This window comes from Paraburkholderia sp. SSBN10T (assembly GCF_056619545.1).
On the sequence record NZ_JBWQQI010000006.1, the window covers coordinates 154,597 to 170,451 of the forward strand.

11 protein-coding genes are annotated in these 15,855 nt (G+C 63.2%); 8 read left to right on the plus strand and 3 right to left on the minus strand.

Annotated elements, in window-relative coordinates; all coding sequences use genetic code 11:
* Positions 1–120: 120 nt before the first annotated feature.
* Positions 121–2,316 carry a glycoside hydrolase family 28 protein gene (locus AC1ECK_RS11620; RefSeq protein WP_480319065.1) on the minus strand — a complete coding sequence of 732 codons (2,196 nt, stop codon included), beginning with the start codon at positions 2,314–2,316 and terminating at the stop codon, positions 121–123.
* Positions 2,317–2,966: 650 nt separating this feature from the next.
* Between AC1ECK_RS11620 and AC1ECK_RS11625 the strand changes: the two genes are divergently transcribed.
* Complete coding sequence (locus AC1ECK_RS11625) at positions 2,967–4,676, plus strand: thiamine pyrophosphate-dependent enzyme (protein ID WP_480319067.1); 1,710 nt, start codon at positions 2,967–2,969, stop codon at positions 4,674–4,676.
* Between the two features lie 184 nt (positions 4,677–4,860).
* Here AC1ECK_RS11625 and AC1ECK_RS11630 read toward each other — a convergent pair whose 3' ends face one another.
* On the minus strand, positions 4,861–5,934 hold the full coding sequence (locus AC1ECK_RS11630; protein ID WP_480319069.1) for a TauD/TfdA family dioxygenase: 1,074 nt from the start codon (positions 5,932–5,934) through the stop codon (positions 4,861–4,863).
* Between the two features lie 138 nt (positions 5,935–6,072).
* Positions 6,073–6,798 carry an SDR family oxidoreductase gene (locus tag AC1ECK_RS11635; RefSeq protein WP_480319071.1) on the minus strand — a complete coding sequence of 242 codons (726 nt, stop codon included), beginning with the start codon at positions 6,796–6,798 and terminating at the stop codon, positions 6,073–6,075.
* Positions 6,799–7,088: 290 nt separating this feature from the next.
* On the opposite strand from AC1ECK_RS11635, the gene AC1ECK_RS11640 reads away from it, so the two are divergent.
* The 7 genes from AC1ECK_RS11640 to ygiD all read left to right on the plus strand — a co-directional run bounded on the left by AC1ECK_RS11640 (position 7,089) and on the right by ygiD (position 15,837).
* A complete protein-coding gene (locus AC1ECK_RS11640; protein ID WP_480319073.1) occupies positions 7,089–8,204 on the plus strand; it encodes a porin in 1,116 nt (371 codons plus the stop codon).
* A 148-nt stretch (positions 8,205–8,352) separates the two neighbouring features.
* On the plus strand, positions 8,353–9,909 hold the full coding sequence (locus AC1ECK_RS11645; RefSeq protein WP_480319075.1) for an ABC transporter substrate-binding protein: 1,557 nt from the start codon (positions 8,353–8,355) through the stop codon (positions 9,907–9,909).
* Between the two features lie 41 nt (positions 9,910–9,950).
* Positions 9,951–11,198 (plus strand): aromatic ring-hydroxylating oxygenase subunit alpha, encoded by a 1,248-nt coding sequence (locus AC1ECK_RS11650; protein WP_480319077.1) that lies wholly within the window; start codon positions 9,951–9,953, stop codon positions 11,196–11,198.
* A gap of 16 nt (positions 11,199–11,214) precedes the next feature.
* A complete protein-coding gene (locus AC1ECK_RS11655) occupies positions 11,215–12,276 on the plus strand; it encodes an ABC transporter permease (RefSeq protein ID WP_480319079.1) in 1,062 nt (353 codons plus the stop codon).
* Positions 12,273–13,166: an ABC transporter permease gene (locus tag AC1ECK_RS11660; protein ID WP_480319081.1), complete on the plus strand. Its 894-nt coding sequence runs from the start codon at positions 12,273–12,275 to the stop codon at positions 13,164–13,166. The genes AC1ECK_RS11655 and AC1ECK_RS11660 overlap by 4 nt, the downstream gene beginning before the upstream one ends.
* Complete coding sequence (locus AC1ECK_RS11665) at positions 13,163–15,013, plus strand: dipeptide ABC transporter ATP-binding protein (protein WP_480319083.1); 1,851 nt, start codon at positions 13,163–13,165, stop codon at positions 15,011–15,013. The genes AC1ECK_RS11660 and AC1ECK_RS11665 overlap by 4 nt, the downstream gene beginning before the upstream one ends.
* Positions 15,010–15,837, plus strand: coding sequence for a 4,5-DOPA-extradiol-dioxygenase (gene ygiD / locus AC1ECK_RS11670; protein ID WP_480319085.1), 828 nt, complete (start codon positions 15,010–15,012; stop codon positions 15,835–15,837). The genes AC1ECK_RS11665 and ygiD overlap by 4 nt, the downstream gene beginning before the upstream one ends.
* Positions 15,838–15,855 lie beyond the last annotated feature (18 nt).

Consider the following 15,855-nt stretch of genomic DNA (forward strand, 5'->3'; position numbering starts at 1 on the left):
GATCTTGCCGTTGCCTGGCTCTTTAGGGCCTGGCGGTCCGTGCCGAAACATCGAGAGTTCGCTGGGAGGAATGCGTGCTGCGCACACGGACACGGTTGCCCACGGCCGTGTGCGTCAGCATCAAGTCGCCGATGCGCTCAGCGTCGTGTTGTACGTGGTGCCCGCGATCACCACATTGCTCAGCGTAATGCCGCTGACATTGCTCACGAAGATCGGACCCGGCGCGGCCGACGCAGACGTAGACGGCGTCGTCGGAGCTGCGCCCGTGCACACCGGCGAGCCGAGGTTGCAGTTCGAGATCGTGACGCCGTTGATCGGACTCACGGTCGGCACCGGCAGCGGACCGTTATAGTCGACCGCCTCGGGGCCCTGCATGACGAGGGCCTGGAAGCACGAGTTCGACCCGGCGACGAAGCCCGAAGGCATCGAGTACGATACCGCACCCGACACGTTGCTCGCGTTCACATTCGTGATGTTGATGTTGCTGATCACCGACGGAGTCCAGCGTACCGCATCGCCGGACGGACTGTAATCGCAGTCGAACGTGATCAGTCCGCCTTGACCCGTGGACGGGTTCGTCGCGAGACCGGTCGTTCCCGTACCGGTGATCCGGCTGATGGCGGCGCCGAGCGTGCCGCCGCCATATTTGCCGCCGAGGTTCACGCCGTTGGGCAGCGTCACGCCATTGATCCAGACGTTTTTGATGAACCCGCCGCGGTTCATGTTGGTCTTGAACCGCAATGCGATGTTCAGCGGATTGCTCGCCCAGTTCTCGTTCTGCATCGTCAGATTGCGGGCGTAGACGTTCTGCACGCCCGCACTCAATTCACTGCCGATCGTCAGGCCACCGTGGCCACTCTGCATCGTGCAGTTCTGCACGACGATGTTCTGCATCGGACCGTACCCGGTGTCGAGGTACTTGCCGGACTTCATCGCAATGCAGTCGTCGCCGGTGTTGAACTGCACGTTCTGTACGAGCACGTAGTTGCACGCGTCCGGATCGAAGCCGTCGTTGTTCGGGCCGACGCTGTCGGCAAACACACCGTCGATCACCACGTTCGTGCAATCGGTCGGATGGTGTTGCCAGAACGGCGTGTTCTGCGTGTGGTAGTTCTGCAGGAGCACGTTCGTGCAGCCGATGAACTCGATCATGCACGGACGCAGATAGTGTCCGTTGCCGAAGATGCGGTCCTCGACCGGCACGCGCAGCTCCGACAGCGCGGGCAGATAGTTCTGGTCCTCGTTCCAGCCCGTGCCCGTGAGCAGGTCCATCAGCGTGGTCGTCGTGCCGTACTGGGTCGTGAAGGAAACATTTGCCTGCGGGTTCCGGATTTGCGAGGCGGGAAGGCTTGTCAAGGCGACGTTGTTCGGATTCAGATAAGCCTGTGAAGGCGTCGACGAACCCGCACAGCCGTACTCGTTGCTGCTTCCCTTGAAGGTCCACCAGCACGAGGTCGGCGCCTGGGTGCTCGGCTGAATCGGCGTCATCGCCTGACCATTCAGCACGCAGGTATTGTCGTCCGCGGTCACCGCAATATTGGTCTGGTGGAACGCATAGATCGGCGAGCCGAAATTCAGGCAATCGTTCGCCTGCCAGCGCGTGTGGTACAGATTACCGTTCGCTGTCCTGAACGGACCGTTCTTCGCATAATCGGCAGGGTTCGGGCTGAAATAGATCGTGCAGCCCGATTCCAGATGGAAGTTCACGTGGCTCAGGAGCACGATCGGACCGCCGCAATACCAGTTGCCGGCCGGCACCACCACGCGGCCGCCGCCGGCACGATTCGCGTCCGTGATCGCGGCATTGAACGCGGCACACGAGTCGTACTGTGTGCCCGTGTAGTCGCACGGCACCATCACGTCCGAGCCGGGGCTTTGCAGGTCGTTGGCCGGATGCGCCGTCTGCTCCGTACCGCCGGTCACCCAGGGAATCTTGCCGCTCGGCCACGCGGTCGACGCAATCAACGCGGAGGCGGGCAACGTGCGCGCACCGTAGCTCGTCACGTGAAAGTCGGCGTGGGAGAACATCTCGGGCTTGAGGTGGGCGAGCCTTCTGATGATCGCCGTGGCCTCGCCGGCTGGGCCCCAGATTGGGTCGGAACCGAACGGGTGGCCGGGTTGTGCCGGAGGTTGATCTCCGGGAGCCGAAGAAAACGGAAACATGGATTCTGCTGCTACTGCTGCGCGGCCGGTCGCGAGGAGGGTTGCACCTGCGGATACTCCGGCAAAGGCCATAAACGCGCGCCGGCGAGGCGAGGCGGGCGCATTGGTGTAGGGCGCGGGGAGCAGAGGATCGTCTTTGTCATGCGCTGCCATTTGATTCATCTCCTTTTTGTCTTACCGATAAGTGGTCATTCATTCGACTACCAGGTCGCAGTGTGGCGACGCTCGTGCGCACTGGAACACGCAGACGCAGTGACGAGATCGGGCAGGACCTTCTGATGGGATCCTTACCCTCTATTGTTGTCAGACGACATGGAGATCGTCAATCATATTCAACCTGGTAGTGTCCCGTATTCCGCCAATTACCGTGAATTTATGAAAGATGCCTTACAACGTGGTGCCGAGTTGAAATCGGCGCAGCACTCGCGTACCCGTGCCACGGTCCGCGTCTACAGATCGACCGGCCGCATATCGAGATCCGTGGCGCGTATCTGCTGATCCGGGGCCATCGGTTCTACGCTGAAGAACAATTGCGACTGCGCTCGAAGCTGCGGGTGGCTAAACGGCCAGCGAGACCGCGTCGAGTGACCTGTACAACGGCGACGGTGTCTTCTCAGCGGTTGGGGAGGCCAGCATGGTTCGTTTGCCTCCAATGGGGGATACCAAATGGAAAGAACTCCATTCAACATGTAAAACCCAAGCGCCGCTCCGATGAGCGCGCGACGGGCACCGATCAACTCCGCGCGTTCGGTTTACAGGTGCGGTCGGTCTCTTCATGAATGAAGCACCCCCAGGAGAATCTCGTGAGCAAGAAAGTTGCCGAAATCATTGTGGACACACTCGCCGCGGCAGGCGTTAAGCACTGCTATGGGATCGTGGGTGATACGCTGAATCTCATCGCTCACCACATCAACGAAAGCGAGATCGAGTGGGTCCATGTGCGCCACGAGGAAGCGGGAGCGTTCGCCGCCGAAGGCGAAGCCATGTTGACCGGCAACCTGACGGCCGTTGCGGGAAGCTGCGGTCCGGGCAGTCTTCACTTCATTAACGGCCTGGTGGACGCCAATCGTAACCGGGCTCCGGTTATCCTGATCGCAACCCAGGTCGCGAGCGAGGAACTCGGCTTTAACTTTCCGCAGGAAGTCGATTTCAAGGCGATCTACGGATCGTGCACCGTGTTCTGCGACATGATCATTACGCCGGAGCAGGCGCGGCGCAAGACCGTGATTGCGTGTCAAACCGCCCTTGCCAAGGGTGGCGTCGCAGTGCTGATCGTTCCGGTCGACATCGCGCATACCGATGCGAAGGATGACGTCCCGTATTCGGTCCACACGAATGTTCCCGTGGTCCGGCCGAGTGACGCGGATCTCGACCGTGTCGCTGAAATCCTCAATTCAGGCGACAAGATTGCGATCTATGGAGGTTCGGGATGTCGCGGCGCCCAAGCTGAAATTCTCGCGGTGGCCGAACGGCTCAAGGCGCCGATTGCACACACGTCCCGCGCCAAGGACGTGCTCGAGCACGACAATCCGTACAACGTCGGCATGACCGGCATTATCGGCGGCGAAGCGGGCTATCTGGCGGTATCCGAATGCGAGACCTTGCTGCTGCTGGGTGCCGACTTTGCGTGGCGGCAGTTCTACCCGGATAAGGCCAGGATCGTGCAGATCGACCTCGCCCCCGATCATCTCGGCCGCCGGCATCCGGTCACGCTCGGGCTGGTTGGGGATATCAAGTCCACGATGGAGGCCTTGCTGCCACGCCTCAAACCGCGCACCTCAACCGAGTTCCGCGACAAGCTCGTCGAACGGCATGCCAGTGCGCTGGAAAGCCACCGGTCCAAGGCCGTTGCGTCGGATCGTGGAACGATTCCTCCCATCTATCTGACCGAGTTGATCAACCGGCACGCCGCGAGCGATGCCATCTTCTGCGCCGACGACGGGGCGCCCACCGTCTGGCTTTACCGGCACATCGAAACGAACGGCAAGCGTCGAGTGTTTTCGAGCCTGCTTCACGGCACGATGGCGGCGGCCTTGCCGATGTCATTAGGTCTGCAGAAGTGCCAGCCGGGGCGTCAGGTCATTTCCATGTCCGGTGACGGCGGCCTCGCCATGCTGTTCGGCGAACTGATGACGGCAGTGCAGGAGAAGCTGCCCATCAAGGTGGTCGTGTTCGACAACGGCAAGCTTGGATTTATCGACATCGAGCAGAAGTCCGAAGGCATGCTGCCGCTCTATACGGGCCTGCAAAACCCGGACTTCGGCAAGGTCGCCGAGGCGATCGGATGGTGGGGGCGCACGGTGTCGAAATCTGATGAGCTCGAAGACGCAGTCATTACGTGGTTGAAGGAACCCGGCCCCGCGCTGCTGAACGTCAAGGTCGATACGATGACGCTCGTGATGCCGCCGAAGATCGAGTGGGGGGCTGCGTACGGGATGGTCCTCTATTCGGCGAAAGCGATGTTGCAAGGGCAGTCCGCTGATGTGTTCGCCATGATCCGCGAAAATATGTAGGACTTGCCGGGTTAAGCGGCCCCACAGCCAGCCGGCCAGCGCGCTCGTGAGCAGCAGGCACGGACCGCGGGCCAGGTCCGCGCCGCGAGCGTGTTGCCCGGTTGGTTCAACCGATAAGCTGCGGGCAATGGGTGCCTCGGATCACGAGTACGCGGGCGCGGATCGCTGCCGCGCCGGATGTCGCTCACATGCGCGGCACAGCGGCAATGCCGATCCTGAAGTTGCCGCGCGTGTCGCCGTTTTCCCGATCGCGCGCCTCATAGCGCTGCTGCACCACGCCGTTCTTGCCGAAGCCCGGAATCATCGAGCGCGGTGAACTGCGGCGCAACCACAGACGCAGCAGGTGTCGACGCCGCTGCGGCTCCGGAAAATCCTTGAAGAGCGTGCGCGAATGCAGCGCCGCGTAGTTAGACAGCCATTGGATGTCGCCCGGCCGGAAGTCCATCGCGAGGGACATACCCGGCTCGTAAGTAATCTGCTCGAACAGCTCGAGCACTTCCCGCTGCTCAGGCGTGAGGCGCGGCACTTCTGGATATTCCTGCGCTGTCAGGATATAGAGCGATCCCGCATACATGCTGAACGTGCCGTCGACGAAGCTCACGATGGGCGACACATAGGTGTTGGCGGGCGCGTTGTGATCCTGACGCCGCCAGTCCCAGTGAAACGGCTCGAGCAGCAAAGGCGCGAGATCCGGGCGGCGCCTGAGGATTTCGTTGTAGATCTCCGCGCCGGAGACGAGGCACGAGGCGCCGCCGTCGAGTGCGGGACGCAGACACAGCAGCGCGACCACATCCGAGCTGTCCGAATGGAACGGAAGCTTATCGCGGATCTTCGCGGACAGCGCGTCCGGATCGTCCAGAGTCTTGTCCGACGTAGCGTAGACGTGACCGAGCACATCGCCGAGTTCGTTCTGGCGGATCGGCTCGCCCATGTGGAGGCCGAGGACGTAGTAGATCGCCGCGGACATCGCATCGGAATACAGATGGGTGCGCAGGCCGCGCGCGAGCACGAAGCCGCGACCTTCGTCGATGTCCTTGCACCACTCGTCCACGGCGGCGGTGCAGGCGTTCAACGGATAATCCGACGCCTTGACGAAGCGCAGGTCCGGGTCGTCTTCGACGAAGCGGCGGCCGAGCGCTTCCAGTTCGCTGATCTGATCCTCGCTCAGGTGGTAGATCCAGTCCTGTCTGTCGAGAAGTCTGTCGCCGCGCCAGGCGGCGGCGCCGGTAACGGGGGACAATGCTACGGAGGTTGTCATGGTGGTCTTGGCAGAGTGGTCACGGAAGAGCGTGATCGTCGATCACCAACGTATCATGGCCAATTTGACGCCGGTATTCTTGTCCGCCCGCGTACGGCTGCTTGACGGTGCAATGGCCTGGATCGAGGTCTGCACGCGTCACACGGGCTGATTGGTGGACGCGAGCATGATCTCGCGAATACAAACGTTTTGCGGCATTTCGTAGGCGAAGCGGATTGCCTCGGCCACTTCTTCCGGCTGCAGGATGACGCCGCCAATCGATTCCTTCCACGCGCGGAAGCCTTCCTTGATCGCGTCATTGGTGGTGATGGTCTGCAGCTCCGTGTTGCACGCGCCCGGCGCGATCAGCACTACGCGGACATTGTGCGGCGAGACCTCTTCGCGCAGGTTTTCGGACAGCGCATGCACCGCGTGCTTGGTACCCACGTAGGCCACGTGCTGCGGATAGGTCTTGCGGCCCGACGTGGAACTGACGTTGATGATCGTGCCGCGTCGCCGCGCGACCATGCCCGCCAGCACGGCATGCACGCCGTTGAGCACGCCTTTCACGTTCACGTCGAGCATGCGCTCCCATTCTTCGGGCGGCTGCGCCGTCATGTCGCCGAGCAGCATCACACCGGCATTGTTGACGATGGCATCGGCGGGGCCGAAGCGCGCCTCGGCTTGCGCGACGGCTGCGATAAGGGCGGCGCGGTCGACCACGTCGACCTGACGGCACAGCGTGTTGGGCAGATCGAACGCTTCGAGCCGGTCGATTCTTCTGGCGAGCAACAGCAGCGGATAACCGAGTTGCGCAAACAGGCGGGCCGTAGCCTCGCCGATCCCCGAACTCGCGCCTGTGATGATGACGAGACCTTTCGACAAGTTTTTTCTCCTGTTGGCGGTGGATGCCTGCACGGCAGCACCGCGAGCTTAAGAGGGAAGGGGCGCGCGCGCTTGTCTGGATGCGCTTCGCGACTTGTCGAATGGCGCGTGAATTTTGACAGTAGAACGGCTGGATTTTTGACAGGGTATTAAACAAATTTCCGGGCGCAATTGGTCAAGAACTGCCGAAATTGCCTGGATAGCGTTGAACGTACCGCACGTTGCAACCGGGGAGGTGCGCGACGGCGATGTTTCGAACAAGTACGTCCCCCTCTATCCAGGACCACGCTATGAAAAGATATTTGATGGGCATCGTCATGCTGATTGCGATGAGCTGCGCACATGCCCAGAGTTCGGTCACGCTCTACGGCCTGATTGATTCCGGCTTTACCTACATCAGCAATGAAAGCGGGGGCCATCTCTACGAGTTCCAGGATGGCGCCAACTTCGGCAACCGCTTTGGCCTGAAGGGTAGCGAGGACCTCGGCGGCGGCATGAAAGCCATCTTCACGCTCGAGAACGGCTTCAGTCTGGGAACGGGCGAACTGCGCAACAACGGCGCGCTGTTCGGTCGCCAGGCGTTCGTAGGTCTTTCCAGCTCTTACGGCACGCTGACAATGGGCAACCAGTACGACTTCATCGCGGACTACATCACGCCTTTCAACCTCAATGGCTACGCGAGCGTCTACGCGGGCCACATGGGCGACATCGACCGGATCTCGGCCGAAGAGTTGTCCAATTCCGTGAAGTATCAGAGTCCAGTGATCGATGGCTTCAGTTTTGGCGGCATGTGGAGCTTCGGTAACGTTGCGGGCAACTTCAACAAGGACAGCGCATGGAGCGTCGGTGCGAGCTACAAGAACGGCGGCTTTAGCACAGCGGCGATCTACGAGGTGTTGCACGACGTCGACATCTATCCGTATGCGCAATTCGGCGTATTCAACTTTCTCGGCGAAACGGTCGCGACGCGCAACGCCGACGGCAGCGTCAATGACCTCTACTACACGACGGCGTTCACGGTCGACAAGCAGGCGGAGTTCGGGGTCGGCGCGAGCTACACGCTGAACAAGCTGACGTTATCGGCCAACTTCACGTCGACACATCTCGAGAATTACAGCGGCAGCGGCACGATGGATGTCTATGAAGTCGGCGCCATGTATTTTGTGCGGCCCGATATCGCGCTGCTGGGCGGCTACCAGTACACGACATGGGACCACACGCACTGGCATCAGCCGACCCTGGGCGCGCAGTACTACCTGAGCAAGCGCACGAGCTTCTATGTGAACGTGTCGTATCTGCGTGCGCAGGCGGGCGTCGATGCGAACCAGGGGGCGGGCTTTTATTCGCTGCCGTCGAACTCGAACACGCAACTGACTTCGCGTATCGCAATGATTCACTCGTTCTGACCCTGCCTTGCGGCGCGTGCACGAAATACACGACTGCGTGCGCGCGCCGACAAGACAGCCAGGTTTTGCCCTTTTAACCTTCAGCCATGCCGTGACGATTGCCTGGCGCGGCAGCATCGAGGCGCAAGACGCCGAAACGGACACCCCCATGACTACTCGCAGACATTTCATACAGATGCTGGGCGGCACCCTGACAGGGCTTGCGACGCCCGTCGCGGGCGCCCTCGGCGCCCTCGGTTCGCTCGCCGCCAGCGATGCGGCGCTAGCCGCGAACGGACCGCTGACCATCGCCTTTCCGACCGACGTGCCCTCGTGGGACCCGCTCGTACGCGTCGCGCCGAACCCGATCTCGATCTACCGCAGTGTGTTCGATGCCGCGCTTGATATCGACGCGAAGGGCAAGCTTGGCCCCGGCGTCGTCACCGCGTGGCGCTGGAAGGATACGGCGGGCAAGGTGCTGGAACTCGACTTGCGCAACGACGTGCTGTTCCACAACGGTGACAAGCTCACCTCCGATGACTTTAAATTCACGCTGTTCGACCGCCTGCAGGCCGACAAGTCGCTGCAGCTCGGCGGCATCTGGTGGGCGCTCGAAGGCATCGAGACGCCGTCGCCGACGCGCGCCGTGATGCATTTCAAGGCGCCGATGGTCACCGCGCCTGCGTTCCTCGGCTATATGGGCAGCTATCTGCTGCCGCGCAGGTATTTCGAAAGTGTCGGCGCGCAGGGCTTCATCGCCAAACCTGTCGGTTCGGGCCCGTACCGGCTGGCGGCCTACGAACGTGACTCCCGCATCACCCTCGCGGCGTTCGACAGGCATTGGCGCGGTGCGCCGAAAATCCGCGACGTGGTGTTCCAGGTCGTGAAAGATCCGACGGCACGCGTCGCTGCCGTGCAGGCATCGCAAGCGGACGTTTCAGGCATGCTGCCGTTGCGGGAAGCGGTGCGCCTGTCGCAGGGCGGAGCGCACCAAAGCCAGATCACGCCGACCATCGATTCGTATCTGATCCACATGGTCAACAGCGGTCCGACTCAGGACCGCAACGTGCGCCTCGCGATGCATCACGCCATCGACAAGCAGGCGCTCGTGCGCGCGTTCTTCAACAACGTGGCGGCGCCGATGGCAACGCCTGCTGCGCCCGGTACGCCTGCGTTCGACCCCGACTTCAAGTTCGCCTTCGATCCTGCGCAGGCGAAGGCGCTGCTCGCGCAAAGCGGCTATTCGACAGACAAGCCCGTGCGCGTGAAATTCCTCGCGACCAATGGCGTGTATCCGAGCGACTACGACATGGCGCGCGCGATCCAGCAGATGTGGAAGAAGGTCGGCATCGAAGCGGAGCTGAGCCCGATCGAAACCGCCCAGTTCTTCGCGCAGGCCGTCGCCGGCACGCTGCCCGGACCGATGCTGTGGATGTGGCAGAACGGCAGCGGCGACCCCGAACTCTCGGCTGGCTCGTATCTGAATCCGAAGACGGGATTTTCCGTATGGCGCAGCGCGGACGTATCGCCGCGTCTGGACCCGCTGCTCGTCGAGCTGGACGAAGCGAAGCGCATCTCGGGCTACAAGGAATTTCACCGCTGGGCGGTCGGCGAAGGTTATGCGCTACCGCTGATGCAAGGCATCGCCACGGCGTCGTATCGCAAGGGCCTGCAATACACGCCGTTCCTCAGCGGCTGGATGCTGCCCGATTACTGGAGCGCGTGACGCGCGCGACGAACGAAGCAACGACACCACGAGACCCGGTAATGTTAAAGACACGCCTGAATCCGAAGTACGACGCCGCCTTCTTCGACGCACTGGAGCGCTCCGCTGCGCCCGTCAGCCGCGCGGAAACACTGCCGCCGTCGTGCTACACGGACCCGGACTTCTTCGAATTCGAAAAGGAAGCGATCTTCAATCACGAATGGCTTTGCGTCGGACGCGAGGACTGGATACGCAACCCGGGGGATTACTTCACGACTTCGATCGTCGGTGAGCCGCTCGTCATCACGCGCAACGCGAAGCGCGAGATCAAGGCGATGTCGTCCGTCTGCCAGCACCGCGCGATGGTGGTCGCTGAAGGTTTCGGAAACGCGCGCGCGCTGTTGTGCCCGTATCACCACTGGGCGTATTCGCTCGACGGCGAACTGATCGCGGCGCCCGCGATGGAGGACACCGAAGGCTTCGAGAAGAAGGACTTTTGCCTGCCGACGATGCAGGTCGAATGCTGGCAAGGCTTCATCTTCATCAACTTCGACCATGACGCTCCCCCGCTTGCGCCGCGCCTCACCGCGCTCGAAGCCGTGCTCGAAAACTTCGACCTGAAGCACGCCGAGGGTCCGCGTCCCCAGCAGCCGTTTCATTTTCAGTGGAACTGGAAAGTGATGTTCGAGAACAACAACGACGGCTATCACGCGAATCGTCTGCATCATGGCCCTCTGCACGATTTCGTGCCGAGCTCGCTGTCGACCTTCCCGGCGCAGTTGCCCGTCGACACGGCCGGCTACTATCGCTTCAACGGCACGCTGCACGCGGATGCGGCATTCAACCCGACGCAGAAGGCACTTTTTCCGGTGTTCCCGAAGCTGACCGACGGAGAGCGCAATCGCATGCTGTTTGCCAATCTTCCGCCGACGCTTTCCCTGGTGGTCTCGGTCGATAGCGTGATCTACATGATTCTGCGCGCCGATTCGGCGGGCACGCACTATCTCGATCAGGGTGTGCTGTATGCGCCCGGCGCGATGAAAGACCCGCTCTTCGCGAAGCGGGTCGAGATAAGCATGAGCGCGGTGTCGGACATCATCGCGCAGGATCTGCATGTCGATGAAATGGTGCAGGTCGGCCTGCAATCGCGCTACGCGGTGCGCGGTCGCTACTCGTGGCAGGAGCGCGCGCAGCAGGAACTCAACGCATGGCTCGTGCCGCGCTATCAGACCGCCTACCGGCGCATCAGCGAGGACGCCACCGCCGCGAAGGGCAAGCTGGCCTCGATCGGCGTGGTCGTGACGGACTGACGAAAAAGGGGCGCTGATGAGCACATCTATCGAAGTGAGCGCGCTGCGCGAGCCCGTCAAGCTCGCCCGGCAGCGCGCGGTGAAAATCGCACTGCGTGCTCTGCGCCGCATCGTCATCCTGCTCGCGGTATCTGCCGTGATCTTCGGCGCGCTGCGCCTGCTGCGCTCGGACCCGGCGGCGATGCTACTGCCGCCGAACGCGAGCATCGCGCAGATCGCCGAAGTGCGCCACAGGCTCGGCCTGGATCAGCCGTTTGTCATGCAGTATCTGCATTGGCTTGCGGGCATGCTGCACGGCGACTTCGGCGACTCTCTGCAAAACGGGCAACCGGTCGGCGTACTGATCGCCAATGCGTTGCCGACCACGCTGCAACTGCTCGCGGGCGGTTTGCTGCTGGGCGTGGCCGTGGGCATCGCGAGCGCGCTATATGCGTTCAGTCGCCGCGATACGTGGGCCGAGCGCATCTGCGAAATGCTCAACGGCCTTGCGATGACGATGCCCGACTTTCTGTGGGGCATCGTGCTCATGCTGCTGTTCGGCATCGTGCTGCGCTGGTTACCGTTTCTGGGTCCGATCGACAACGCGTACAACGTCACGCGTCATACCGGCTTCCTGCTGCTCGATACGCTGATCGACGGACAATTCGGGGCGTTCGGCAACGTGCTGCTGCATCTCGTGCTGCCGTGCGTGGCGCTCGGTATGGGCATCGCACCGCCACTTATGCGCATGCTGCGCTCGAGTCTGCTCGATGTGTATGCGGAGGAATACATTCAGGCCGCGCGTCTGCGCGGCCTGCGCGAGGCGCAAATCCTGTGGCAGCACGGCTGGCGCAACGCAGCCCTGCCGACGATGAACATTCTCGCGATGCAGGCGAGCCTGCTGATCGGCGGCACGTTGCTGGTCGAGAAGGTGTTCGGCATGCCGGGCATTGGCACGTTGATGATCAACGCCATCGGCGCACGCGATCTACCCGTGATCGAGGCGCTGGCGCTGATTTATGCCGTCGTCGTGCAACTGTCGAACGCCGCGGCCGACGCGCTCGAAGTGCTGCTCAATCCACGTCTGAGGATCGCATGAGCACAACCGTTACTCCGCCGCGCGCCTGCGTCGCGCCGCTGCGTGTCCTGCGGGAGCCGCGCGTGCTGTTCGGCGCCGGCGTGCTGCTGCTGCTCGTGATCGTCGCGCTGTGTGCGCCCATGATCGCGCCGTTTCACCCCGACGATCAGGATCTTCTCTCGACATCGTTGCCGCCCGCCTGGGCGCAAGGAGGAGCGGCCGGGCACTGGCTCGGCACGGATGCACTCGGCCGCGACGTGCTGAGCCTCGCGATCTACGGCGCACGCATCGCGGTGCTGGTGGGCTTCATCGCACCGCTCGGCACCGCGTTGATTGGCGGCCTGCTCGCGCTGCTGGCGGGCTGGTGCGGCGGAAAAATCGACTGGGCCGTGCTGCGGGTGGTCGAGGTGTGGATGTCGTTTCCCGCCGTCGTGCTCGCGCTGGTGCTGATTGTCGCGTTATCGCCGAGCGTCGCCAACGTGATCATCGCGCTGATCTTCGTCGACTGGACGCGCTTTTGCCGCGTGTTGCGTGCCGAGGTGCTCGTGATACGGCGGCGCGACTATGTTGCGGCCGCGCGTATCGCCGGCGCCGGCACCTTCGCGACGATTGTGCGTGACGTGCTGCCCGCCCTGCTGCCGACGCTCATCACGCTGATGAGTCTCGAGGTGGGCATCGCGATTGTTGCGGAATGCAGCCTGTCGTTCGTCGGCCTGTCGGCGGATCCAAGTCGGCCTAGCTGGGGCGGCATGATCTCCGACGGCCTCGCGAACGTGTTCACTTCGCCGTGGGAGCTGATTTTTCCCATCGCGTGCATGGTGGTCACCGTGCTGGCGACGATGTTCCTCGGCGAGGGGTTACGCCGCGCGACCGATAACCGTCTCCTCGAACGTTCGGGACGGCGCGCATGATGCGCCTCTTCAGGACTTCACTGCAGCCCGCGACTGTCGCAGCACATGCTGGTACCGCGGAAGATGTACTGCTCACGCTCGACGCACTCAACGTGGAGCGCGACGGCGTAGCCTTGCTGCGCGATATCACGCTGACGGTGCGGCGCGGCCGCACACTGGGACTGGTCGGCGAATCCGGTGCGGGCAAGAGCATGCTCGGGCGTGTGCTCGCGCGCAGCCTGCCGCGCGGCTTCGCGTTGCGTGCGGGTGCGCTGCGTTTCGCCGGCATCGATCTGCTGCACGCCAGCGCCGCGCAGCAGCGCACGCTACTCGGCAAGCGCATCGCCTATGTGCCGCAGGAACCGATGAGCGCGCTCGATCCCACCTTGTCGATCGGCAGGCAGTTCGCGCTGCATCTGGCGCGGCTCGGCGTGGCGTCGCACGAGCGGCGCCAGCGCGCTATCGACGCACTGGCCGAGGTGCTGCTGCACGATCCGGAGGCTCTGCTGGCGCGCTATCCGTTCGAACTGTCGGGCGGCATGTGTCAGCGTGTGTGCATCGCGATGGCCTTCGCGAGCAATCCCGATCTCGTCATCTCCGATGAAGCGACGACGGCGCTCGACGTCACTACGCAACGCCATGTGGTCGAACTGATGCGTGCGATGCAGGTGCGGCGCGGCACGAGCGTGATATTCGTCACGCACGACATCGGGCTTGCGCTGCACGCCTGCGACGATATCGCCGTGCTGTATGCGGGCGATCTGATGGAATGGGGTACGGCGCGGGAAGTGGTGGCCTCGCCCCGTCATCCGTACACGCGGGCGCTGCTGAGGGCTAATCCAGTGCTGAAGGGCGAACGCGTGCGGGTCGAACCGCTCGATGGCCACATGCCGGGCTTCGAGGAGCTAGGCGGACTGCGCGGCTGCCGGTTCGCTGCGCGCTGCGCGTATGTCACGCCGGTCTGTGAAAGCGCACCCGTTGTCTTGCGAACCGATGTGCACGGCGGCGTGCGCTGCCTGCGCGCCGACGATCTGCCCCATGCGCCCGGGCGCGCACCGCTAGCCGTGCGCGCAGCGATGGGCGAGGCACCGTTCCTCATCCTGCGGGGTGTCGGCAAGCACTACGGAAAAAGCGGCGCTGCCGCGCTGCAGCCCCTCGATCTTACCGTTGCGCCGGGCGAGTTCATCGGCGTGGTAGGCGAGAGCGGTAGTGGCAAGAGCACGCTCGGGCGGCTCGTCATGGGCCTCGAAACGCCGTCGGAAGGCGACATCCTGCTCGACGGCGTGGCGCTCGATGCAAGCCGCGAGATGTGGCGCAAACGGATCGACGCGATCCAGATGATCTTTCAGGACGCACGTGCGGCGCTCAATCCGCGCCGGCGGCTCTCGGGCATCGTCACGCAGCCGATGGAAAGCCGCCCGCATCTGCACGTGGACCGTGCGCGACGCGCACTCGATCTGCTTGATGAAGTGGGACTCGCGCCCGAATACGCGAACCGCTTTCCGTCACAGTTGTCGGGCGGGCAGAGGCAACGCGTGAACATCGCACGAGCGTTGTGCGAGGTGCCGCGTCTGCTCGTCGCCGATGAAATCGTCTCGGGGCTCGACGCGTCCGTGCAGGCGCAGATCATGGAACTGCTGCTCGCGCTGCGCGAGTCGCACAAGATCGCGCTGATGCTCATTTCACACGATCTGGCCGTCGTCCGCTATCTGTGCACACGCGTGATCGTCATGCGGCGCGGCGTCGTGGTCGAAGCGGGTCCGACGGAAGCGTTGCTCTCGAACCCGCAGCATCCCTATACCCAAAGCCTGATCGACTCGGCCCCGCACGTCGCGCAGACCATCTCACTCACCGCACTGAACGCATGACTTCTCTGACCGCCTGCTCCAACCGCTTGCCCGTGATGTTCTTCGGTCATGGCAGCCCGATGAACGCACTCGACGACAACCGCGCGACCCGCGCCTGGGCGTCGATGGGGGCAGCCGCCGGCGCGCCGCGCGCGATCCTGATGATTTCCGCGCACTGGCTGACGCGCGGCACAGCCGTTACCGCGACGCGGCAGCCGCGCACCATCCACGACTTCGGCGCGTTTCCGCCCGCACTGTTCGCGCAGCAATACCCTGCGCCGGGCGACCCGGCATTGGCGCAGCGTGTCGCTACGCTGCTCGCGCCGCTGCCCGTCGCGCTCGACGAGCATTGGGGCCTGGATCACGGCACGTGGTCCGTGCTGCTGAAGGCGTTTCCGGAGGCGCGCATTCCCGTCGTTCAACTGAGCATGGACCGCACGCGCGACGCACGTTTTCATTACGAACTGGGCCGCGCGCTCCGGCCGCTGCGCGATGAAGGCATTCTGATTGCGGCAAGCGGCAACATCGTGCACAACTTGCCGGCGATGGACTGGAACACGCCGGGCGCGGGCTACGGGTGGGCGCAGGCGTTTCACGACCACATCGTGAGCGCGATTGGGGAAGACCGCCCCGACGCCGTGATCGACTATGAAGCGGGGGGCGAGCCGGCGCAGCGCTCGGTGCCGACGCCCGATCACTATTGGCCCGTGCTATATGCGCTCGGCGCACGGCATGCCGACGACGTCGTCACCTTCGAAAGCAACTTCCTCGAATACGGCTCGCTCAGCATGCTGAGCTTCACGCTTGGCGCCGCAGCCGGCGCGCGTACGCAGGAGGCCGCATGATCCTGCGTGACGCCTTTC